Origin of the sequence: Oryzibacter oryziterrae (assembly GCF_021864535.1) — a bacterium.
Taxonomy (GTDB): Bacteria; Pseudomonadota; Alphaproteobacteria; order Rhizobiales; family Pleomorphomonadaceae; genus Pleomorphomonas; species Pleomorphomonas oryziterrae.
In genome coordinates this window covers 1-20,536 of sequence record NZ_JAKJIC010000019.1, presented here as the reverse complement: position 1 = coordinate 20,536, position 20,536 = coordinate 1, and the positions used below count along the sequence as shown (strand labels likewise).

Annotated in this window: 23 protein-coding genes; 6 read left to right on the top strand and 17 right to left on the bottom strand. The window is 64.9% G+C overall.

Going from position 1 to position 20,536, the window contains the following annotated elements:
- Positions 1-55 precede the first annotated feature (55 nt).
- From L2I41_RS17465 to L2I41_RS17455, 3 genes are read right to left on the bottom strand one after another with little or no spacing between them, the layout of a single operon-like run.
- Entirely contained in the window at positions 56-409 is a 354-nt protein-coding gene (locus tag L2I41_RS17465; RefSeq protein ID WP_237154864.1) for a DUF1491 family protein, read from the bottom strand.
- 48 nt (positions 410-457) lie between these two features.
- A complete protein-coding gene (locus L2I41_RS17460; RefSeq protein WP_237154863.1) occupies positions 458-1,393 on the bottom strand; it encodes a peptidoglycan-binding domain-containing protein in 936 nt (311 codons plus the stop codon).
- A gap of 4 nt (positions 1,394-1,397) precedes the next feature.
- Positions 1,398-3,185 (bottom strand): PAS domain-containing sensor histidine kinase, encoded by a 1,788-nt coding sequence (locus L2I41_RS17455; protein ID WP_237154862.1) that lies wholly within the window; start codon positions 3,183-3,185, stop codon positions 1,398-1,400.
- A 540-nt stretch (positions 3,186-3,725) separates the two neighbouring features.
- Between L2I41_RS17455 and L2I41_RS17450 the strand changes: the two genes are divergently transcribed.
- Together L2I41_RS17450 and L2I41_RS17445 are read left to right on the top strand one after the other, a co-directional pair.
- The gene (locus L2I41_RS17450; RefSeq protein WP_237154861.1) at positions 3,726-4,103 is read left to right on the top strand and encodes a DUF5330 domain-containing protein; all 378 of its coding nucleotides are present in this window, start codon (positions 3,726-3,728) and stop codon (positions 4,101-4,103) included.
- A gap of 232 nt (positions 4,104-4,335) precedes the next feature.
- Positions 4,336-4,764 carry a SufE family protein gene (locus L2I41_RS17445; protein ID WP_237154860.1) on the top strand — a complete coding sequence of 143 codons (429 nt, stop codon included), beginning with the start codon at positions 4,336-4,338 and terminating at the stop codon, positions 4,762-4,764.
- Here the strand turns inward: L2I41_RS17445 and L2I41_RS17440 are convergent.
- Positions 4,724-5,299, bottom strand: coding sequence for a DUF6456 domain-containing protein (locus L2I41_RS17440; protein WP_237154859.1), 576 nt, complete (start codon positions 5,297-5,299; stop codon positions 4,724-4,726). The genes L2I41_RS17445 and L2I41_RS17440 overlap by 41 nt on opposite strands.
- Positions 5,296-5,721, bottom strand: coding sequence for a helix-turn-helix domain-containing protein (locus L2I41_RS17435; protein WP_237154858.1), 426 nt, complete (start codon positions 5,719-5,721; stop codon positions 5,296-5,298). Before L2I41_RS17435 ends, L2I41_RS17440 begins: the two co-directional genes overlap by 4 nt.
- A 216-nt stretch (positions 5,722-5,937) precedes the next feature.
- Here L2I41_RS17435 and L2I41_RS17430 point away from each other — a divergent pair, with 216 nt between their 5' ends.
- Positions 5,938-6,330 (top strand): DUF6477 family protein, encoded by a 393-nt coding sequence (locus L2I41_RS17430; protein WP_237154857.1) that lies wholly within the window; start codon positions 5,938-5,940, stop codon positions 6,328-6,330.
- A 40-nt stretch (positions 6,331-6,370) separates the two neighbouring features.
- On the opposite strand, the gene L2I41_RS17425 is transcribed toward L2I41_RS17430, so the two are convergent.
- The 9 genes from L2I41_RS17425 to L2I41_RS17385 all read right to left on the bottom strand — a co-directional run bounded on the left by L2I41_RS17425 (position 6,371) and on the right by L2I41_RS17385 (position 14,407).
- Complete coding sequence (locus L2I41_RS17425) at positions 6,371-6,790, bottom strand: Ros/MucR family transcriptional regulator (protein ID WP_237154856.1); 420 nt, start codon at positions 6,788-6,790, stop codon at positions 6,371-6,373.
- A 353-nt stretch (positions 6,791-7,143) separates the two neighbouring features.
- Positions 7,144-7,491: a monovalent cation/H(+) antiporter subunit G gene (gene mnhG / locus L2I41_RS17420; protein ID WP_237154855.1), complete on the bottom strand. Its 348-nt coding sequence runs from the start codon at positions 7,489-7,491 to the stop codon at positions 7,144-7,146.
- 96 nt (positions 7,492-7,587) lie between these two features.
- Positions 7,588-7,941, bottom strand: coding sequence for a cation:proton antiporter (locus L2I41_RS17415; RefSeq protein WP_237154854.1), 354 nt, complete (start codon positions 7,939-7,941; stop codon positions 7,588-7,590).
- A complete protein-coding gene (locus L2I41_RS17410; protein ID WP_237154853.1) occupies positions 7,938-8,414 on the bottom strand; it encodes a Na+/H+ antiporter subunit E in 477 nt (158 codons plus the stop codon). The genes L2I41_RS17415 and L2I41_RS17410 overlap by 4 nt, the downstream gene beginning before the upstream one ends.
- Positions 8,411-9,964 carry a Na+/H+ antiporter subunit D gene (locus L2I41_RS17405; RefSeq protein ID WP_237154852.1) on the bottom strand — a complete coding sequence of 518 codons (1,554 nt, stop codon included), beginning with the start codon at positions 9,962-9,964 and terminating at the stop codon, positions 8,411-8,413. Before L2I41_RS17405 ends, L2I41_RS17410 begins: the two co-directional genes overlap by 4 nt.
- Positions 9,964-10,341, bottom strand: coding sequence for a Na+/H+ antiporter subunit C (locus tag L2I41_RS17400; RefSeq protein WP_237154851.1), 378 nt, complete (start codon positions 10,339-10,341; stop codon positions 9,964-9,966). The genes L2I41_RS17405 and L2I41_RS17400 overlap by 1 nt, the downstream gene beginning before the upstream one ends.
- Positions 10,341-10,763, bottom strand: a complete 423-nt coding sequence (locus tag L2I41_RS17395; RefSeq protein ID WP_237154904.1) for an MnhB domain-containing protein — start codon at positions 10,761-10,763, stop codon at positions 10,341-10,343. Before L2I41_RS17395 ends, L2I41_RS17400 begins: the two co-directional genes overlap by 1 nt.
- The gene (locus tag L2I41_RS17390; protein WP_237154850.1) at positions 10,763-13,099 is read right to left on the bottom strand and encodes a putative monovalent cation/H+ antiporter subunit A; all 2,337 of its coding nucleotides are present in this window, start codon (positions 13,097-13,099) and stop codon (positions 10,763-10,765) included. Before L2I41_RS17390 ends, L2I41_RS17395 begins: the two co-directional genes overlap by 1 nt.
- 177 nt (positions 13,100-13,276) lie before the next feature.
- Positions 13,277-14,407, bottom strand: a complete 1,131-nt coding sequence (locus L2I41_RS17385; RefSeq protein WP_237154849.1) for a DUF2336 domain-containing protein — start codon at positions 14,405-14,407, stop codon at positions 13,277-13,279.
- Between the two features lie 614 nt (positions 14,408-15,021).
- On the opposite strand from L2I41_RS17385, the gene L2I41_RS17380 reads away from it, so the two are divergent.
- Entirely contained in the window at positions 15,022-15,780 is a 759-nt protein-coding gene (locus L2I41_RS17380; RefSeq protein ID WP_237154848.1) for a hypothetical protein, read from the top strand.
- Between the two features lie 15 nt (positions 15,781-15,795).
- Here the strand turns inward: L2I41_RS17380 and L2I41_RS17375 are convergent, their stop codons facing one another.
- Genes L2I41_RS17375 through L2I41_RS17365 form a run of 3 tightly spaced genes read right to left on the bottom strand, consistent with a single transcriptional unit; the run spans position 15,796 to position 19,205 of the window.
- Positions 15,796-16,353 carry a hypothetical protein gene (locus tag L2I41_RS17375; protein ID WP_237154847.1) on the bottom strand — a complete coding sequence of 186 codons (558 nt, stop codon included), beginning with the start codon at positions 16,351-16,353 and terminating at the stop codon, positions 15,796-15,798.
- Entirely contained in the window at positions 16,350-16,928 is a 579-nt protein-coding gene (locus L2I41_RS17370; RefSeq protein ID WP_237154846.1) for a DUF1214 domain-containing protein, read from the bottom strand. Before L2I41_RS17370 ends, L2I41_RS17375 begins: the two co-directional genes overlap by 4 nt.
- 30 nt (positions 16,929-16,958) lie before the next feature.
- A complete protein-coding gene (locus L2I41_RS17365) occupies positions 16,959-19,205 on the bottom strand; it encodes a transglycosylase domain-containing protein (protein WP_237154845.1) in 2,247 nt (748 codons plus the stop codon).
- A 128-nt stretch (positions 19,206-19,333) separates the two neighbouring features.
- Here L2I41_RS17365 and L2I41_RS17360 point away from each other — a divergent pair, with 128 nt between their 5' ends.
- Together L2I41_RS17360 and L2I41_RS17355 are read left to right on the top strand one after the other, a co-directional pair.
- The gene (locus L2I41_RS17360) at positions 19,334-19,816 is read left to right on the top strand and encodes a YcgN family cysteine cluster protein (RefSeq protein WP_237154844.1); all 483 of its coding nucleotides are present in this window, start codon (positions 19,334-19,336) and stop codon (positions 19,814-19,816) included.
- 474 nt (positions 19,817-20,290) lie between these two features.
- Positions 20,291-20,536 (top strand): hypothetical protein (locus L2I41_RS17355; RefSeq protein WP_255720298.1); only part of this gene is annotated, 246 nt, incomplete at its 3' end.

Below are 20,536 nucleotides of genomic sequence, written 5' to 3'. Positions count from 1 at the left end.
CCGCTTTGCGAAAAGCCGTCAGGGGATCATGGGCCGCGAGACCTCGTTTGCGCACTCACAGCAGGATGACATCGAGCTGTACGTCGCCGCTGGGATCCTCGGTCTCAACGATCCAGCAGTCCGGATCGAAGCCCCGCTCGCGGGAGAGGCGCTCGTCCACCTCGAACTCCGCGGCGGCCGTCATCAGGCGCTCGAACACGCGGCCACCGCGCACGGCGGGGTCGGTTTCATCGAGGAACATCTGCGGCACCGGGCCATAGAGATCGGCGGTCCGATCGAGCCTTGCAAGCTTGACGAAGATCGCCCCGGCCTCCGCTGCGCCGCGCTTGACCACGGCCGTGAAGCGCCCGCCGTCATTGCGACGGCGAACATAGGCGGAGACGAAGAAATCGGAGGTGATGCGCTGCATGCCGCCATCCATAGCGGCATGCAGGCCATGAGGCAAACCGGACGGGGGTCAATGCACCTGCAGACCGCCGACCTTCACCATCTGCGACAGGAACTGTTCGTTGATTTCGCCGGTGGCGGGCAGGCCGTAATAGGTCTGGAAGCGGCGGATTGCGTCGCGCGTCTCGTCGGTAAGCTGGCCGGTGACGGCCAGGGGACCGAAGCCCTGCGCTGCCAGCGACTGCTGGATGCGGGTGATCCCGGCGTCGGCGGCCGGTGCGCCGGTGTCCGCCAGGGCGACGGGCGCCACGGCATTCACATGCGGCACCGGCTTGGCGACAACCGGATCGGCACCAGGCAATGTGGCGGCGATCAGGTTGGCGATCGAACCACTGTCACCGTTGTCGGTCGGTGTCGCTACCTGCGGCGCTGCGGCCGTCTGGGCGGATGGCTGGGCTGCGCCCGAACCGGGCTTGGGCAAGGGGATCGGGACGGAGAGGGTGACCGGCGCCACGTTGGAGACGGTACCGACGGTGATCGGGTCGGCGACCACGGGTGTCTGCGTCGCCCCGGAGGTCTTGCTCTGGACCGTGCGGATCGCCGACAGCACGCGGTCGCTGGCTTCGCCCGTTGGTGCCAGACCAAAGGCGCGCTCGAAGGCCAGAATGGCCTGCGACGTCTGCGGACCGGGCAAGCCGTCGACGCTGCCCTTGTAATAGCCGAACTCGGCCAGCCCCTGCTGGATGCCGATCACGATCGACGTCTGGGTCTGCTGCTGCGAGTCTGCGGCCGCAGGATGCGGCGTGGACGACGTGGCGAAGGGGCTGGTGCCATAGAAGAGCGGCGCCGGGTGCATGCCCCGCTGCAGCGCGAGGGCATTGGTGATGATGGCCGTGGCCATGGTCGCCATGACCAGGCCGCCGACCGTGGCCATCGGGTTCCCGAGAGCCAGGCGCATGACGCCCTGGAGGACGCTGGGCTTCTGAACGGCTGCGGAGCGTGCCATGATCTCAGGCCCTCCTCGTCAAACGGACACCTTCATCGAGCTTCTGCACCTTGGGCAGGTGGGTGACCTGTTCGCGGGACGGGGTGATCGGCAGGGACACGGTGACTTCGGTGCCCTTGCCAAGTTCGGAAGCGATGGACATCTGCCCGCCGTGCAGGGCGGCGAGGCCCTTGACGACCGACAGGCCGAGGCCCGAGCCCTCGTGCCGCCGGTCATAACCGGACTCGGCCTGGACGAAGGGATTGCCGAGCTTGGGAAGGTCCGTCGAGGAAATGCCGATGCCCTGGTCGCGGACGAAGATCACGATGCGACGGCCGTCCTTGCGAGCGCCGCAGGTGACCTGACCGCCGGCATTGGAGAACTTGATGGCGTTGGACAACAGGTTCAGCAGGATCTGGCGGCAGGCGCGCGGATCGGCGGTGAGTTCGGGCAGACTGGGCTCGACGTCGACGCCGATGGTGATCTGCGCCTTCTCGGCCTGGGGAGCGACGAACTGCGTGCAGCGTTCGACGACGGGCTTCAGATCGAAGGGTTCGGGCGTCACGTCGAAGGAGCCGGCCTCGATCTTGGACATGTCGAGAATGTCGTTGACCACCTGCAGCAGGTGCTCACCCGACTCCTTGATCAGACGGGAGTATTCGCGCTGGCGATCAAACTCGAACTTGCCGAACAGCTCCTGCGCCAGGATGTCGGAGAAGCCGATGATGGCGTTGAGCGGCGTGCGCAGCTCATGGCTCATGTTGGCAAGGAAGCGGGTCTTGGCAAAGGAGGCGGCTTCCGCCTGGCGGCCCAGATCCTCAAGCGCGTCTTCATGCGCCTTGCGATCGGAGATATCGCGCGTCACGGTGATCACGGCGGCGCCATCGACGCTCTTGTCGTCGGCGCGACGCATGGAGGACTCGACCCAGAGCCAGCCGTCGGCTTCCGGATCATCGCCGCGGCGCACGCGATAGCGCACGAGGCCTTCACCTTCGTGCAGGGCATTGGACAGGGCCGTCAGATAGGCGGGCCGGTCGGCCACGTTGACGCGGCGGAACAGGCCGTCGCCCTGCAGGTCGGACGGACGAACGCCGATCATCCGCTTGGCGGCGGGCGAGACAAAGGTGACGTCGCCATCGACGCCATGGCAGGTGACGACATCGCTCATGCTGTCGGCGAGCAGGCGATAGCGGCGCTCCTGCAGGCTGACCATGCGGGCTGCCATGCGTTCGCGCTTTTCGATGCTGACGGCAACGCCGAGGGCGTAGCTAAGGCCGAGCATGCTGGCGAGCGTGTTGAGGAAGGCCGAGCTGCCGGGGAAGGCGAGCGGTCCGGCGCCGACGCCGGCCAGCGACAGCAGTGCCACGATGGCAAAGCCGATCACCCCGGCGAGCGAGGCAAAGCCGATCACCCGACGGCGACCGGACATGGCCGCTTCGATCGGCGCGATGGCAAACCAGACCACGGCAAAGGAGGAGAGGCCGCCGGTGTGCAGCGCCACCCAGCAGACCAGGGCCGTCAGGATGATGGACGAGAGCAGATAGCCTTCACCGAGGCGACCGGTGCGGGACACATAGAGAGCGGCGAGACTTTCAAGACCGAGAATGGCAAGCGCCGAGGGCGCAAAGCCTGCGACGCCGAGATTGGAGACAAGGCTCAGCGGCACCAGCGCCAGGGCGGCAAAGCCACTGGCGAGATGGGCGGCGATGAAGCCACGATGCTTGTGCGCTTCGGCGCTGTCGTCTGCAGCCGATGCATGCACGAACTGGTCGAGCGATCGCTGCAGAGCGCCTCTGATTTCTCGGCTACGCAAAACGCATCCCCATGTCTACGCATTACAATTTCCCGTTTTCAGGACTTGGGATCCTGGGCGGGAAAATGGGGCTGACCTGCTTTACCTGCTTGCGATCCGGCTGTTGCCGGGACACCTCGGAGCGGCGGGTCCGCTTCTCTTATCTGACATGAACGGTGCCATGGACGCCTTTATGGAGTCTTGACGAAATGGTCCGGCGGGCAACGGAAAAGCCGGTGGAAGGGTGTCTCGGACAACAGATCGATTTCAGGGTTAAGCGAGGGTGAATGCTGGTTTTGGGCTCGTGCAACAGCTTGCATTCGCGCGGAGTTCCGCCATTTCCGGTAATTTGCGTAGATCTTTGCTAAAATTTGAATCAAATTTGCCTCAAAACTCGTTGCGATTTGAATGAAGCACCTAATGTGATCCTAAAACCTCATTGCTACACCTGTTGTCATCACGACGACGACCTTTGCCCCAGCCGGTCATAACCGGTGCGGGTGAGGCGGAAAGTCCAACAAGACGCCCTCAAAGAGGGTGATATCGACAGGGATAGATGCCATGATGTTTCTGATCCGGACAGCCTTCTGGCTGTCGGTGGTGATCATGCTGATACCGGTTGATCAGGATGCCGCGCGACAGTCCCGCGCCGGCAACGAACAACCCATCGGTGCTCTCGAAGCTGCAAGCGCCGCCCAGGAAGCGCTCAATGACGTGAGCGGTTTCTGCGGTCGCAATCCGGCCGCCTGCTCCATCGGCGAACGGGTCGGCACCACCTTTATGCTGAAAGCCCGCACCGGCGCCCGCATCGTCTCCGACTTCATCGACAAGCAGCTCGGTGACGCTTCGGGCACGGCCAGCGTCAACCACGGCACACTCAATTCGTCGGACCTTGCCACCGAATGGCATGGCCCGGCCAAGGCCCCGCAGGACATCTGACCCCCGGGCTCGGACGTCCAACCGGGTTACTCCTCTCTGTTTCCCTGCCTGGAACCTCGATGGTTCCGGGAACTCAAAGACCGCCTTCGCCCCGTGCGTCGGCGGTCTCTTTTCTTTTGGGCGCCCCGGCAACGGTAGGAGAAAAACCGCATACATTCGGGGCCGTGATGTTGTAGGAGAGTGCAATCACGCTCTGCGCCCGCCGGCGGGCGCGCCTCAGGAGATCTGCCCCGTGACTGTCACGCTTGACGAGATTCGCGAAAATTTCTCATTCCTCGACGACTGGGAAGACCGCTATCGCTATGTCATCGAGCTCGGCAAGATGTTGGCGCCGCTGGACGAAAGCGAACGGACCGACGCCAACAAGGTACGGGGCTGCACCAGTCAGGTCTGGCTGGCAATCCACATGGGGCAGGGCGCCGACCCCGTTCTGGAATTCGACGGCGACTCCGATGCCCATATCGTCAAGGGGCTGGTCGCCGTGCTGCACGCCACCTACTCGGGAAAGCGTGTTTCGGAGGTTCTCCGCATCAATCCCGAAGCGGTCTTCGAGGAACTCAATCTCAAGGAACACCTGACGCCGCAGCGGTCGAACGGCCTGAGATCCATGGTGGAGCGCATCAGGAAGGAAGCGGCGGTGGCGGCGTCAGCGTCGGCCTGAAGTCCGGGCTGCCCCACTGGCGCGATAGGCTGCGGGCGCCACCGCGTGCCTCCGGATCGAGGCCGTAATGCCGCGCGAGCGCCGCGAGAGCGAGGCGCAGCACCACCTTTCCGGACCGCTGTGGCCAGGCCTTGTCGCGTTCGACCTCAACAAGTCCGCGCAGATGGCAGCAGACGTCGATCAGGAGATTGCCGAAGTCCGGTCCAAGAGCGGTCAATGCCGCGTCGACGCGGGCGCGTGCGTCCAGCACCGCATCCGACAGCACGGCACCGCCTCCGGCACCAGAACGGCGTTCGGCCCGGCCGCCGATGGTGGACCAGTTCATGGTGGTGCGCGGCATCAGGGCGGCGAAAGTATAGTCGCTGCGAAACCGTTCACCGGCGGCGAACTCATGGGCCGCAATCAGTGGCGCGCCGTCCTTGTCCCGACGGCTGAACAGCCAGGCGAGAGGGCTTTCGGCGGCGTTGATCTGCGGTGTCTCCGCGGGCCGTGCGGACGGCGCCTTCCGGCAGGTTGATCGGGACGCGGCCGTCATTGCAGGCTCTCCATGAGGCGCGGCGAGCTGCGCAGGGCGCGCGGTTCGACAGGGAAGATCCAGTTCTCGAGGGCGCGCTCGACGGCTTCGACCTTGAGGTCGACCCGACGATCATCGCGCTTGTCCTCGACGATGCGGCAGGCATATGCGGCGGTCGTCCGGTCGCGACCGAACAGGCGCGCCGCCTTGGTCAGCGTCATGCCCATGTAGACATGCGCCACATAGATGGCGACCTGTCGGGCGAAGGCGACATGCGCCTGTCCCCGCTGGCGGCTGCGCAGCGACCGCAGCGGCAGGTCGAACGCCTTCAGGACCGCCTGTTCGATCACTGCAGCCTCGTCCGGCAACTCGGAAGCTGCGCTGGAGGAAAGGTCTTCATAGCGATGAGCTTCGGAACTTGTGTCTTTGATTGAGACATACACGGAAGCACACTCCAAGATGGGCCGACGCTATCGTCGGTTTTGCTGGTTGCCCTTCTAGGAAAGCATGACTTATACCCAGCGGGGATAACTTTTGGTTGTTTCAAAATCGGGCAGTCCCCGAGACCGCAAAATCGCCCCGCAGCGGTCGTCGTCGCAGACTTATCCCCGCGCCGAACAAGTGTGAGATGCTTGCCTCAGACGCATCTGGGGCACGACATGACTGAAACTTTGACCGATTTTCGGATGAGGGCACGCTTTGCCCAAAGCCGGGCCGTGATGCTCAAGCAGGGAGCCGAGGCCTATGACCGGCAGCGCGGACTTGCCAGACTGCTGCCGGTCGACCCGACCGAGTTTCGGTCTTCTACTTTAGAAAACACCAATAGGTTGTGCAAGCTGCTGGCGCGAGCGCTCCGCCAGGAGCGCATGCGCGGGCGCTCCGGGCACTGGACCTATGACCTCAACCGGCACCTGGGTCTGGTGCAGGCCTACAAGGCGGAAAGGCGAAACCTGGCGGCCCTGCGAGGCGGTCAAGTCTCGGCCGACCATGCGGCATCGCCGACCGGGCCGGCGGACATGGAACTGCAGACAACAAAAAACCCGGCGGGATGAACCGCCGGGCTTGCAGGAAGGATAACCTTCAAGGACTGGATCAGCGGCCGCGACGGCGCTGCTGGCCGAGGCCCATCTTCTTGGCCAGGTCCGAACGGGCCTGGGCATAGTTGGGGGCGACCATCGGATAGTCGGCCGGCAGGTTCCACTTCTCGCGGTATTCCTCGGGCGACATGTTGTAGTGGGTGCGCAGGTGGCGCTTCAGCGACTTGAACTTCTTGCCGTCTTCAAGGCAGACGATGTAGTCGTTGGTAACCGACTTCTTGACCGGAACCGCCGGCTTCACCGGTTCGGCCTCGACCTCGGCGGGAGCACCGCCCTGAATACGGTTCAGCGCGCCGACGACGTCATAGATCAGGTTCGGCAGTTCAGAGACCGGAACAGTGTTATTACCCACGTAGGCAGCAACAATGTGCGCGGCGAGGTCGATTATCGTCAGATCGTCGTCCATGTCACTCATCTTTCCATCATTCCTATCTCAGGCGGGATCATCTTGTGTCCCGTACATTCACCCCTGCGCAAACAATCGGACGTCATGAGTTTACATCAGACAGACGCAGGAAACACTGGATATTCAAGCTTCCAAAATCCATTACAGCGCCTAGAAAAGGAAAACAAGTGCATCCCACAAATTATTACGTTTTATACGGTGCGGGTAAACTCAAACGGCCATGAATGCTAGGTCGGTGCGCTATGAAAATAGATGACCGCACGGTGCTCAAGGCAAAATCTGTCTGGGATGATTCCATCATGAACTGACGATTTTTGAGGAAGGTGAAAATACGACCTTCCGGCTTGCCGATATAAGGGCCTTTACGGAACGTCGTCTTGGTTGACAGACTGTTTACTGATTGCATCGTTTGCACCGAGAGGCATGTAACCTGCCAGCAGTGCGGCACGAGCCAGAAGATGGGCGGAAATTGGCGCTGTCAGCATGAAAAAGGCAATGGCAACGAGTGCACGAGGCATAACATCCAGTGTTGGCGCATGAACGGCGAGAGCGGCAAGGCAGAAGCCGGAGCCGAGAGTTCCCGCCTTTGATGCAGCGTGCATGCGTGTATACACGTCGGGAAAACGGATGAGGCCGAGCGCGCCCGTCAGGGCGAAGATGGACCCGACGAGAAGTAGAGATGCGGTGGCAATGGCGAGTAGCAATTGCATGGCTTCATCCTGTCTGTCTTGCGGACACTACAGCCCCTGTTAGAAATGCCCAGGTGAAAAGTTCCGATACGATGCTTGGCACCGCGTCGGCCTTCGTCAGGGCGAGCCGGCGTCCTTGTCCTGTGTCAGGGGTGATTCGTCGCCATCCGGCAAGGTGGCCGGCGCATCCCCTGCCTGTCCGCGCCAGAGCACGTAACGGGCAAAGGCGACCGTGGCCAGGAAGCCGACGAGGCCGAGTGCGATGGCGATGTCGAGATAGCTGCGCACCCCGGTGCGAATCGAAAATGCAGCGATGAAGCCCATGACGATGCCGACCAGCAGATCCAGCGCCACGATGCGGTCCGGCAGCGTCGGGCCGAGGACCAGCCGGATCACGGTCATGATCAGCGCCAGCGACAGCACGCCGAGCGTGACATTGGCGGCCAGGAGCAAAATGGCTTCGGCGCTCATGCGAAGGCCTCCTCGACAAGGCGCTCAAATCCGTTGCGAATGTCGGCGATGACGGCTTGCGGGTCGGAAGCGTCGACGCAGTGGACGTAAAGACAGCTGCGGTTGGCAGCGACGTCCACCGTCAGCGTCCCCGGCGTCAATGTGATCAGGTTGGCGAGCAGGGTGATCTGAAAGTCGCCGGTGAGCCGCAGCGGTACGGCGACGATGCCGGGCTGAAGCTGCATGTCGCGCTTGAGGACGAGCGCCATCACCTTGAGGCCAGACTTGATCAGCTCGACCAGAAACACCCCGATGAGGCGGACGAGCGGCAGCGGGCGCACCCGGATCGGCGTGACGTTGCGGGCGCCGCGCAAGAGCCAGAGCGCTGCGGCGCCCAGAAGCAGGCCGAACAACAGATTGGCGACAGTGAACGAGCCGGAGATCGCCGCCCAGGTCAGCGCCATGAGCACGGGAATGAGGAAACGGGCGGTCATGGCGCGCCTCCCAGAACGGCGTGGCTGTAGGCATCGGCATTGAGCAGGCCCGCGGCCGATCGGGCCGCCAGCTCATGCACGGGCATGGGATAGAGGCCGATGGCCACCACGAGCACGGTCAGCACCAGGGTCGGAAGCAGCACGGATGCGCCGGGCGACCGGGGCCCGTTGGCACCCGTCTGGGCGGCTGCATCCGGGGCATCGCGCCAGACGGCGAACAGATAGACCCGCCCCATGGCGATCGTGGTGACGAGGCTGCTGGCGAGCAACACGAGGACCAGGCCGCCGCTGCCGGCGCTGATGCCCGCCTTGACCAGCAGCACTTTCGGCCAGAAGCCGGAAAATGGCGGCAGGCCGGCGACCGCCAGCGACAGGATCAGCAGGACCGCTCCAAGGAGAGGCGCGCGCTTCTGCACCCCACCCAGCTGGGTCAGGCGATCTGTACCTGCCAGAGCCTCGACCAGGCCGCCGCAGAAATAGAGTGCCGCCATGGTGACCATGGAATGCAGGGCGTAGAAGATGCCGGCCGTCAACCCGGCCTCGCCGCCGATGGCAAGGCCCATCAGCATGCTGCCGATGCCGTTGATCACCAGCCAGCCGAACAGGCGCCGCAGCTCCGATTGCGCCAGCGCACCCAGCGCGCCGGTGAGCATGGTGGCGCCGGCGACAGCGGCGATCACCGGCGCGAAATGCGCCGACACCGGACCCAGCAGAAGCACCTCCGTCTTGATCAGCGCGTAGATGCCGACCTTGGTCAGGATGGCCGCAAACAGCGCCGACACACCGGCGCCCGGCGCATGATAGCTGGCGGGCAGCCAGAAATTCAGCGGAAAGGCCGCAGCCTTCATGCCGAAGGCGACAAGGTAGAGCACGGCAATGGTGACGAGCGGCGTATCCGCCGGCGCGGCGCGCACCTTGAGGGCGATGTCGGCCATGTTGAGCGTGCCCAGCACGCCGTAGAGATAGGCGGTCGCCACCAGGAACAGCGTCGTGGCGAGGAGATTGAGCAGCCCGTATTTCAGCGCCCCATCGATCTGCGGCTTCTTGGAGCCGACCAGCAGCAATCCGGTCGAGGAGATCAGCAGCACCTCGAACCAGACGTAGAGATTGAAGATGTCGCCGGTGAGGAAGGCGCCGGTGACTCCGGCCATCAGCAGCATCAGGAAAGGATAGAAGCCGAAGCGCCGCTCCGCCCAGGTGACGTCGGCGGCCGAATAGATCGTGGCCAGGAGGGCGATAAAGGTTGCGAGTGTTGCCAGCGAGGTGCCGAACACATCAGCGGCAAAGACGATGCCGAAGGGCGGCTTCCAGGCGCCCATGTACATGACCACAGGCCCTTGCTGCAGGACGCGCGCGAGCAGGGCGATATCGGTCACCAGCATGGCGAGGAGCGCCGCCACGGCGACGATGATTGGTTGCTTGAGTTGCTGGCGCAGAAGCACCAGAACGGCGCCGGCAAGGACGGGGATGGCCAGCGGCAGGGCGACCAGCCAGTCGGACAGCGGGACAGGCGCTGTGATCAGGGCGGCGGAAACGTCGGCGGCGGCCATCAGTAACCCTCCGGCGGGCCGGGGTCGTCGACCGGTTCGGCGGCGCGCATGCCGTCGGTGTCGTCGGTCCCGAGGTCCTGATAGGCGCGGAAGCCAAGCACCAGCAACAGGGCGAAGAAGGAGAAGGAAATGACGATGGCCGTCAGGATCAGCGCCTGCGGCAGGGGATTGGCGACGATGCCGGTGATCGCTTCGGCGTCGGGCGCGATCAGCGGCGGCGTCTCGCGCGTCAGGCGGCCAGCGGTGAAGATCAGGAGATTGACGCCATTGCCGAGCAAGGCAAGGCCGATGAGAACGCGGATGATGTGCCGCGACAGCATCAGGTAGACGCTGACGGCCATGAAGGCGGTGACCAGCAGGGCGAACACACTTTCCATCAGACGCCGCCTCCCCGTTGCTCGAGGCTGAGGGCAATCGACGTCATGGCGCCGGAAACCACGAAGAACACGCCGATGTCGAAGAACATCGGTGTGGACAAGGCGATCTCCACGCCGAGCACCTGAGGAAAGGTCCAGAGCGCGGTGAAGAAGGAGCGGCCGGTGAAGATCGGCAGCAGCCCCGCGCAAACGGCCAGCAATAGACCGAAGCCGGCGTAGGACATGGGATGGAAACGCAGCGCCTGCCGGACCGCCGGCACGCCATGCGACAGGCCGAGCAGGGCGAAGGCCGACGCGGCGATCAGGCCGCCGATGAAGCCGCCACCCGGATCATTGTGGCCGCGCAGCGTGACGAAGACGGCCAGCATCAGCGTCAGCGCCGAGATGAGGGGCGAAAGCGTGCGGAAGATGACGGTTCCCATCATGACCGGTCGTCCTCCTTGTGAATGACGATGCGGGCGCGCACGCGCACCAGCGCCAGGATGGCAAGGCCGGTGATCATCACCACGGCGATTTCGCCCATGGTGTCGAGACCGCGGAAGTCGACGATGATGACGTTGACCACGTTGCGCCCATGCGCCACCAGGCGGCTGTTGGCCTCGTAGAAATCGCTGAGGCGACTGTCGAAAGGCGTCTGGGTGACGCGCAAGAGCAGCGCGCCGAAGCCGAGCCCGGCCGCACCGGCGATTGAGCCGTCGATGACCTTCTGGCCGAGCGGACGGTGGTCGCGCTCGGCAAGTTTCAGGCGCGTCATCACCAGGGCGAGGATCACCACCGACAGCGTTTCCACCATGAACTGGGTGAAGGCCAGATCCGGCGCGCCGAACAGCATGAACAGCGTGGCGACGGCAAAGCCCTGGGCGCCCAGCGACACGATGGCGGTGAGCCGCGTACGGGCACGCAGCACCGCCACGAGGCCGACGAAGGCAATCGCAACAATCGCCCATTCATGCAGCAGGAGATGCGGCCAGACCGGCAGCGCCGGCCATTCCCCATGGACGGTCATCGGCACCAGAAGGGCCAGCGCGGTCAGCACCATCGTGGCGGTGATATAGGCTTCGAGCCGCCCCGATTGCAGGGAGCGGGTGACGAGGGTGGCAAGGCGCAACAGCGCGGCAATCGCCTGATCGAAGCCACGGTCCGGCCCCCATTTCAGCACCGCTGCCAGCGTATCGAGCAAGGAGCGAAGTCTGTCGGCCGACAGATAGGCGGCGACGCCCAGTGCCATGGTAAGCAGCGAGAGCAGTAGCGGCAGTTCCACGTGCTCGGGCAGGGCATGCAGGGTGAGATCGACCGGGTGCCCGGCGACGGCATTGACGGCGGGACCAAGGGTGAGGCTGACGGCGAGCGGCAGCGCCAGCACGATCGCCAGCCCCTTGGCGCCGAAGACCAGCGGCCCGGCCCAGAGGCCGATCGGCCCCTCGTGGGCGTGACGCGGCGTGGCGCGTGGCGCGCCGAGGAAGGGGCGCAGCGCCACCTGGCCGGCGATGGCGAACATCAGGGCGTTGCCGCAGACCGCCAGCGCGATCGCCGCCCAGACCCGCAGATCGGCCAGCGCGCCATAGAGGGTTTCCTTGGCGACGAAACCGAAGAAGCCGGGAATGCCGGCCATGGAAAGCCCCGCAAGCGCTGCCGCCGCACAGGTGACCGGCATGGCGCGGCGCAGACCGCCGAGACGGCGAATGTCGCGCGTGCCGCTCTCATGATCGATGGCGCCCGCCACCATGAACAGCGCCCCCTTGAACAGCGCATGCGCCAGCAGATAGGCGACAGCGCCGGCGATCGCCGCGTCGGTGTCGAGACCGATCAGCATCACCAGCAAACCGAGCGAGGCGACGGTGGTCTGCGCCAGCATCAGCTTGAGGTCGGTCTGGCGCAGGGCGAGAAGGGCGCCGCCGATCAGCGTGACGCCACCGACGAAGGGCAGGATGCTCTCCCAGGCGGGGGTGCCGCCGAGCACCGGGTTGAGGCGCATCAACAGATAGACGCCGGCCTTCACCATGGTGGCCGAATGCAGATAGGCGGACACCGGCGTCGGCGCTTCCATGGCATTGGGCAGCCACACATGCAGCGGCATCTGCGCAGACTTGGTGAAGGCGGCCCCGAGAAACAGCGCCAGCACCAGCGGATAGAGGGGCGAGCCACGCAAGGCCTCGCCGCTGGCGAGGAGTTCGGTGAGCGAATGCACGCCGGCGATCTGCCCGGCCAACAGCACGCCTGCGAGCAGCGACAGGCCACCAAGGCCCGTGATCACCAGCGCCTGGAAGGCGGCGCGACGGGCCGCTTGCCGTGTGTGGTCGAAGCCGATCAGCAGGAAGGAGGCGATGGAGGTGCCTTCCCAGAAGACGAACAGGCTGATCAGGTCATCGGCCAGCACCAGACCGAGCATCGCACCCATGAACAGGAAGAGACTTGAGAAGAAGCGCCCGATCCCGGGATGGCCCTTCATGTAGGCGCCGGCATAGAGGACGATGAAGGTGCCGATGCCCGAGATCAGCAGCGCGAACAGGCTGGAGAGGCCATCGACCCGCACCGACAGGCGAATGCCCACTGCCGGCAGCCAATCGATGCCGCAGTTCAGTGACTGACCGGCTGCTATCCCGGGTATGGCAGCGGCAAAAGCCGCGAAGATGGCGGCAGGGAACAGACAAAGCAGGTAGGGCGCGGCCGCTTCGGCATAACGCAGGACAAAGGGCGTCAATGCTGCGGCAACAAAAGGCAGGGCAACCGCAAGCAGGGGCCAGTCTCCGACAGTCACACCTCGTCCTTTCCAAAGACATTGGGAATGATGATGAGATCAATGTGGCGTCACGACGGCCACTCAACAGGACATGCGCAGCCACCATCCTCCGATGAACGCATGACAAGACTACGAGGATTCTGCTCGTGTCTTCAACTCATTCCTGACGTGTTGGGTGGAGATCCGGCGTCGGCCTCAGGCCCGGTCGCGGCGCAGCGTTTCCGTGGCGGCCTGCGGGGTCGCGGTCCGCTGGTCGGTGCCGGTGCGGATGGGGGTTCCGGTCTGGGTCTGCGGGACATAGCCGCGGCGGGCCGGGATTTCGCGGCGGATGCCGCGCCAGCGGTCGGCCAGCAGCAGCGAGGAGCGCAGCGACACCATTTCGAAGAGTTCGACCAGTCGCTTGACTTCCTGGTAATTGCGCACGTCGGCCTGACCGGAGAACAGGATCACGCGTGTGGCAAGCGGCGCATCGAGGCCGGCGGCGCGGAGAGCGATCGCCAGCGGCTCACCGCCCTGATCGTCCAGCAGGCTGCGCGCAAAGATCTGCTCGACACCGATGAGATTGGCCAGCGTGGCGGCCATGACGTTGCTGTCGCGCGTGAGGCAGGCAGCGGCAAGATCTGCGACCTTCTCCGGGTCCGGCATCGGCACCTTGGGCAAGGGGCGCCGGGCGGCAAACTCGCGCAGGGCGGCGATTTCCAGCGCCTGGATGACACGGCGGCGGCCACGGCCATCAAGATGCAGGAACAACTCGATCAGATCGGTATCCTGCACGTCGTCAAACCTGGCAGCGAGCGCTCGCGCAATGGCGGGATAGTCGCAGCCGAGATCGACCAGCGCGGGGATCGCCGTCTCGGGCAGCGTGATCGACTGGTTGAGCAGCAGCACGTGCAGCACGTCCGGTGCCAGCTTGTTCAGGAGCGCCTCGACGACGGGGCGCGACAGCTGCTTGCGCGCGGCGACCAGCTCCACATGGCTGGAGGGCGCGGTCGCCACCAGCGAAAGCAGCTCGACGTCCGGCAGGTAGGGGGCCTTTTCCAGAATGACGGAGGCCACCGGATAGATGTCCTGTAGCAACACCCGCAGCACGGCCGGCGGCACGTTCTCATAGGCGGCGAGGAGGGTGGCAATCTCGATGCGTTCGCGCAACGCGGTGACGCGCATCAACTGCAGCGCCAGTTCCTCGTACATCGCGATTTCCTGGCGGGAGTGGAAAGGCTCGGAAACGAAGAGCGCCGTCGCGTCCTTGAGGACCGTGCGAGCGCGTTCTGCGTCCGTGTTGCGGACCAGGCCTAAAATCCCGTTGGAAAAGGGATGTGACGTCATGAAGCGGCCCGACGGATTGAATGATTCGCTCACGCGAACGTTTGAATTCTAGCTGAAAACTCCCACATCGATAGAATGCCTCGCAATTCGTAAACTGTTTGTTAACCGACGGGGCAGAGGATCGAAATTGCTGAACGAGAAGCATGTTTTCCCAAGAATTGGCGTCGACATGCTTTGTACCCACCATTCACCCCTGGCTCAGGAGGCGATCATGGGGCTTGTGATTGAGTTCGGCGTGCCGATGGTTCGAGCCCGTCGCAGGAATATGGGCGGATTTTGTGAGGTGACGATTTTTCCCGGTGCGCAAGTGAGTCGCCGTGAAGAAGAGTCTGACGACAAGACTGACCCGGATGACTCACGGTCTTCGGACATGAAGACGCCGCCGCCCAGGAAGAGGACGTCGAAGTAGGATCGAGACGCCGGGACAGGATCGGCCCGGCTTGCGTTCACGGCGCGAATCCTGTGATGGTCCCGCTCAGGGAGCGGACGATATGGAATTGCGCAGCTTCAGGTTCTGGCGACATGTCGGCGCAGGCGCCGCTGTCATCGCAGTTGCGTCCCTGTCCGCTTGTGGGCGTCCCACCGGTGATTTTGGCCGCGCCGCGCCGTCTTACATGCATGACGATCTGATGCCGGCCGCCGGCAACTACATGGCGCATCAGGCTCGCAGGGAGCCGGTGTCCAGCTTTCCCTATACCGATGACGAAGTCGAACTGCGCAACCGCGCCTGGAACTTCGTGCGCGCGCCCCATGTGCGCGACTGGTGGCTCGACACGCTGGTGGAAGGCGAACGCACGCGCATCCTGCCGATGCTGACCGGCAACGGGCAGATGGACGCGTCGGTGGCCGCCATGTTCCCGAAATTCGCGCTGCCGCTGCTCAATCCCGCCTATGACGCGCGCCGCTATCACGACTTCCTGCTGTCGGACGCCTACGCCGGCTCGGACACGCGCTGGAACAAGGTGATCGCCGACGCGTCGGCCGATACCGATCTGATCCCGCCCTTCTGCGCCGTGGCGGCGCGGGTCCGCAAGGCGGATATCGAACGCCTGCAGGTGTTCTACCGCCAGGGCGAGACGGATGCCGCCTTCCGCGCCAACGCCGAGGCGCGCGTGCTCGAGAACGAGTCGACGATCTCCTGGGTCTGGCGCGCGCTCGGCTATCGGGCCGCCTCCTACCGCTATGCCATCGACCGCTTCGAGATCGAGATCCCCTCGGCCAATCTGTTCGCCGCCAATCAGGCCTATAACGCGCTGGTATTCTCCGAATGCCACGACGCCGCGCCACTCAAGAGCGTGGACACGCATCATCCGCTGCGCTCGCGCCTGATGCAGGAGCCCGACCCCTTCGACGGGCCGGTGCCGCAGAAATAGCAGGATAGGGCGCCGTCACTTGGCCGGCGGTGGAGCCATGGCGGAGAGGCAGGTCATGGCCTCGATGGCTGCCGTCGCGGCCAGGCGGTCGCCTTCATTCGGCGCGAAGATCTTGATCTCGACGAGACCGCGATCGCCCATGAGCGAGAGCGGCACCGGCAAGGGCGCATCGAGCTTGTGCGCTGACAGATAGGTGTCGACGTCGGCGGGGGTGCCGGCGAGGGCGGAGAGCTTGCCATTCTCGGCGGCATCGGACCGGAGGGCGGTGACCACATCGCCGTTGGGACCGATCAGCGAGACGAACCAGAGCCTGTCCGGCAGCATGCCGGTGATCAGTTGCGGCCCCGTTTCCGGCGTCACCGGACAGACGGCGGTGACGAAGCTCGGATCAAGATCGGGCAGGGCGAGCGAGGTGCGGTTCAGAAGTGTCAGGCGCGCGCTCGGGCTGTCGGCGATCAGCTGCGCATAGGCGTTGAAGGGCACGTTGAACGGCACCAGCAGGATGGCGACGATGTGCACGACGCCGGCCAGGAGCAGCAGCGCCACGAGGCTGCGAATGAAGCGATCGATCATGCGGGCGCTCCCGCCGGGCAGGTGCGCCGGGTGATCGTCGGCAACTCCGCCGGATCGGGCGGGTGGCTGGCAAAGGTGGGACTGTAGAGCCTGAGCGTGACGCGCAGCGAGTCGAGCCCGCCGGTGACGATGAAGTCGCCGGTGCCCATCTCCGGCCCGACGCCGATCTGCACCCGATTGCCGGGGTCATAGCGAAAGGAATCCGCCGACGTGAAGGCAACCCGGCCGGCCGGATTGACCGTGAGGCGGCCGCGTTCATTGCCGATCGTCAGCGTCCACACGGCGTCGACGGGCATCGGGCCTTCGATCAGATAGGTGCAGGCAGGATTGAGCCGGGCGCCGTCGCCATCGCGTTCGGCAATCAGGGCAATGCCCTGCGACGGCGTGAGACGGCCGGCTGTGCTGCGGGCGAGGCGCGCGGCGGCATAGGGGTTGGCTTCGCTGCCGGCGACCGACCACACGCCAAGGCGCGGCGAAATGTCGAGCCTGGGATCGTTGAGCACCCACCAGGCAGACGCAAGGCCCAGCAGACTGCCGGCGATAACCACGATGATGAAGCGGAGCGTGGACAGCACGGAGCGGCCTATCTCGTCTTGCGCGGGGTGTCAGCGGATCTCCGCCGTGCTCTCGGGGCCGATCATGGTTACACCATTGAGCGTGATCGAGGAACCGTCGGAGGGCAGGGACGCCGCCGCAGCGGAGGTCGATGCCAGCGGGTGCAGCGGCGAGGGCAGGGCGGTGAGCGGGTTGGAATGAAGCGTGGTCGAAGCCGTCACGTCGAGGCGCGCGCGCATGCGGGCGCCGATGTCGGCGATCTTGGACAGCGCCTCGGGCGTCAGCGTCGAACCGGGCGCCGGACGCGCCGGCTCGGCGCTTGCCATCGGCGCGATCGGTTCCTTGACGAGGTCAGCCGGCACCGGGGCTCCGGGGATCGGCCGGAAGGGCAGCCCGGCGTGGATCGGCTCCATGATGTTGTGCCAAGTCAGGGCCGGCAGGCTGCCGCCGGTCATGTTGGCGGTGGAAGTATAGTCGTCGTTGCCGAACCAGACGGCCGCCGAATACCAGCCGGTGAAGCCGACGAACCAGGCGTCGCGATAGGACTGGGTGGTGCCCGTCTTGCCGGCCTGCATCTGGCCGGGGAATTTCGCCTTGCCGCCGGTGCCGGCGTTGACCACCGACGACAGCACGTCGTTCATTTCATAAGCGACACTCTCCGGTAGCACCCGTGGCGGCTTGGGCTCGTCGCGCGCATGGTCATAGGTGACCTCGCCCTTGCGGGTGCGCACGGTCTCGATGGCATAGGGCGTGACCTTTGTGCCGGCATTGGCAAAGCCGGCATAGGCGCCGGCCATGTCGAGCGCCGTCACCTCGGCAACGCCGAGCGGCAGGGCGCGCGTGATCTTGAGCTCGGAGCGGATGCCGAGATTATGCGCCGTCTCGACGATCTTGCCGCGCCCGAAGCCTTCGGCGAGGCGCACCGGCACGGTGTTGATCGAATGGGCGATGGCCGACCGCAGCGTCACCCGGCCCGAGTAGGAACGGCCGTAGTTGCGCGGCGTCCAGTTGCCGATGGTGATGGGCGCGTCGGTGATGACGCTGTCCGGCTGCCAGCCATTCATGAAGGCGGTGGCGTAGACGAAGGGCTTGAAGGATGATCCGGGCTGCCTCAGCGCCGACACCGCCCGATTGAACAGGCTCTCGTCATAATCGCGACCGCCGACCATAGCCCGCACGCCGCCGTCGAGGCCGACGACCACGGTGGACGCCTGCTTGACGCGATACTGCTGGCCATATTGCCGGAGGCTTTCCTCGATGGCCGTCTCGGCCGAGGTCTGGATCGCCGGGTCGAGCGTCGTGCGGGCGGTGATGGTGCGGTCGCCCGGCGGGGCGATGCGCTTGATCTCCTCGAAGGCCCAGTCGAGATACCAGTCGGGCGCCGTGGCCGTGGCGGTCGGGACCGGCGTCGCCGGGTTGCGCCGGGCCGGCGCCACCTGCGCTTCGGTCATGAAGCCGGCCTCGACCATGTTGGACAGCACTTCGTTGGCGCGCGCCCGCGCGGCGGCCAGATTGACGTTGGGCGAATATTTGGTCGGCGCCTTGTAGAGGCCCGACAGCATGGCCGCCTCGGACAGCGTCAAGTCCTTGACCGACTTGCCGAAATAGAACTCCGCCGCCGCCGTCACGCCATGGGTGCCGCCGCCCATGTAGGCGCGGTCGAGATAGAGCTTGAGGATCTCGCGCTTTGTGAGATTGGCCTCCAGCCACAGCGACAGGAAGGCTTCGTTGACCTTGCGCTGCAGGGTGCGCTCGTTGGAGAGGAACAGGTTCTTGGCCAGCTGCTGGGTCAGCGTCGAACCGCCCTGAACCACGCCGCCGGCCTTGGCATTGGTGACGAAGGCGCGCATGAGGCCGAGCGGATCGATGCCGAAATGCTCGAAGAAGCGCCGGTCCTCGGTGGCCAGCGTCGCCTGGATCAGATAGGGCGGCATGTCCTCGAGCGGCACGGAATCATCGAGGAACATGCCCCGCCGGCCGATGATCTTGCCGTTGCGATCCTCGAAGGTGACCGCATAATCGCCGCGCGCCTTCCAGTCGCCCTGCGTCGACTTGAAGGCCGGCTGGGCCAGCACCAGGAGCACGATGGTGCCGAAGGTGCCGAGCGTCGCACCTTCCGACAGGAGTTCGAACATCGCCCGCTTGAAGCCACGCACCCGCAGCACCGACATATGGTCGGTGAGTGCCGTCCAGGCGAGGCCAAAGCGCCGCCCCGCGCCCCAGACCGAACTGTCGATCCACGCGTCAAGAGCCAGCAGCCAGAGGCGCCAGCGCGGATTTTGCTTGAACTCCGGCACGTTTGCGACCAAGCGTTTGGAAAGAAATTGGACCTCGAAACCCGAGTAGAACGCCCGCTTAACGCGACTCCTGCTCGGCCAAAAACAATACGGCTTTTATACACCCCGGCATAGGCGCATGTGAAGTAATGGTTAAAGCAAAGGATAAAACTGTCGGCATTCCCTTCTGGCTGGCCAAGACTCTCGACGAGATGACCGATGCCGAATGGGAAAGCCTCTGCGACGGCTGCGCCCGCTGCTGCCTCAACAAGCTGGAGGACGAGGAGACCGGCATCGTCGTCTACACCGACATCGGCTGCGAACTGCTCGACGGCCACACCTGCCGCTGCCGCGACTACCCCAACCGCGCCGCCACCGTGCCCGACTGCATCCGCCTGACGCCCGACGAAGTGCGCACCTTGTCCTGGCTGCCGCCGACCTGCGCCTATCGCCTCGTGGAAGAACGCAAGGACCTCTACGACTGGCACCCGCTGAAATCCGGCGACCCTGACAGCGTGCACACGGCCGGGATCTCGGTGCGCGGCAAGGTGGTGGACGAAAAGGACTGGCCGCTGGAGCGCTGGGAAGAGCGCGTGGTGACCTGGCCGATGAAAAAGAAGGGGCGGAGGTGAGGGGGCTTCCGCTGCGGTGCGGCTCTCTTTGCTGCCTGCGATCTTGCGTTGAGAAGAGGGGCCGGGGCTACCCCTCTCTCCCACTCTCCCCCCCAAGGGGGGAGAGAGCCCCGATCGGTTCCAGCCAGAGCCTTGAAAGCTCTCGATGAGCAGCTCAACGCGCCCTCTCCCCCCTTGGGGGGGAGAGTGGGAGAGAGGGGTTTGCCGAGTGTCTGGGTAGACTCGGCGACTATTTTGTGAAGACTGCGCGCAGGGATTGAAAGGGGAGAGGCGCAACGCCATGATGAGGCGTGGCTGGAGGCGTGGGGTATGGTGACGATTCGGAGCGAGGAAGAGCTGGAGCGCTGGCTTGTGGGAACGCCACATGATTGGGCTCCTAACCTTGCCGTAAGGGCGGCGCTGCGGGTTATGCCGCTGATCGCGACGGATAGGCGCCTTCAAGGGGAGAGTTGGGGTCAGGAGATAATTTTGCCATTGGCCCGGGCCTTGGTCGTTTCGGCGGTTGCCTCGAATCTTTCAACCGCTGAAACGAGAGCCGCCTCCCGCGCTGCCACCTACACCGCCGCCTCCGTCCGCTCCATCACCCGCGCCACCGCTGTGACCTACACCGCCGCCGCCCGCTCCATCAACCGCGCCGCCGGTGCCACCGCCGGTCGCGCCACTGCAGTTGCCGCCGCCGCCAGCACCGCAGCCTCCCGCGCCGCCGCCGCCAGCACCGCA

Coding starts and splice junctions, on each gene's coding strand:
- L2I41_RS17430 (WP_237154857.1), top strand. CDS start 5,938: ATGACTGAAACTTTGACCGATTTTCGGATGAGGGCACGCTTTGCCCAA.
- L2I41_RS17385 (WP_237154849.1), bottom strand. CDS start 14,407: ATGACGTCACATCCCTTTTCCAACGGGATTTTAGGCCTGGTCCGCAAC.
- L2I41_RS17415 (WP_237154854.1), bottom strand. CDS start 7,941: ATGAGCGCCGAAGCCATTTTGCTCCTGGCCGCCAATGTCACGCTCGGC.
- mnhG (WP_237154855.1), bottom strand. CDS start 7,491: ATGCAATTGCTACTCGCCATTGCCACCGCATCTCTACTTCTCGTCGGG.
- L2I41_RS17450 (WP_237154861.1), top strand. CDS start 3,726: ATGATGTTTCTGATCCGGACAGCCTTCTGGCTGTCGGTGGTGATCATG.
- L2I41_RS17460 (WP_237154863.1), bottom strand. CDS start 1,393: ATGGCACGCTCCGCAGCCGTTCAGAAGCCCAGCGTCCTCCAGGGCGTC.
- L2I41_RS17405 (WP_237154852.1), bottom strand. CDS start 9,964: ATGGCCGCCGCCGACGTTTCCGCCGCCCTGATCACAGCGCCTGTCCCG.
- L2I41_RS17400 (WP_237154851.1), bottom strand. CDS start 10,341: ATGGAAAGTGTGTTCGCCCTGCTGGTCACCGCCTTCATGGCCGTCAGC.
- L2I41_RS17375 (WP_237154847.1), bottom strand. CDS start 16,353: ATGATCGATCGCTTCATTCGCAGCCTCGTGGCGCTGCTGCTCCTGGCC.
- L2I41_RS17410 (WP_237154853.1), bottom strand. CDS start 8,414: ATGACCGCCCGTTTCCTCATTCCCGTGCTCATGGCGCTGACCTGGGCG.
- L2I41_RS17465 (WP_237154864.1), bottom strand. CDS start 409: ATGCAGCGCATCACCTCCGATTTCTTCGTCTCCGCCTATGTTCGCCGT.
- L2I41_RS17440 (WP_237154859.1), bottom strand. CDS start 5,299: ATGACGGCCGCGTCCCGATCAACCTGCCGGAAGGCGCCGTCCGCACGG.
- L2I41_RS17380 (WP_237154848.1), top strand. CDS start 15,022: ATGCATGACGATCTGATGCCGGCCGCCGGCAACTACATGGCGCATCAG.
- L2I41_RS17425 (WP_237154856.1), bottom strand. CDS start 6,790: ATGAGTGACATGGACGACGATCTGACGATAATCGACCTCGCCGCGCAC.
- L2I41_RS17360 (WP_237154844.1), top strand. CDS start 19,334: ATGGTTAAAGCAAAGGATAAAACTGTCGGCATTCCCTTCTGGCTGGCC.
- L2I41_RS17395 (WP_237154904.1), bottom strand. CDS start 10,763: ATGGGAACCGTCATCTTCCGCACGCTTTCGCCCCTCATCTCGGCGCTG.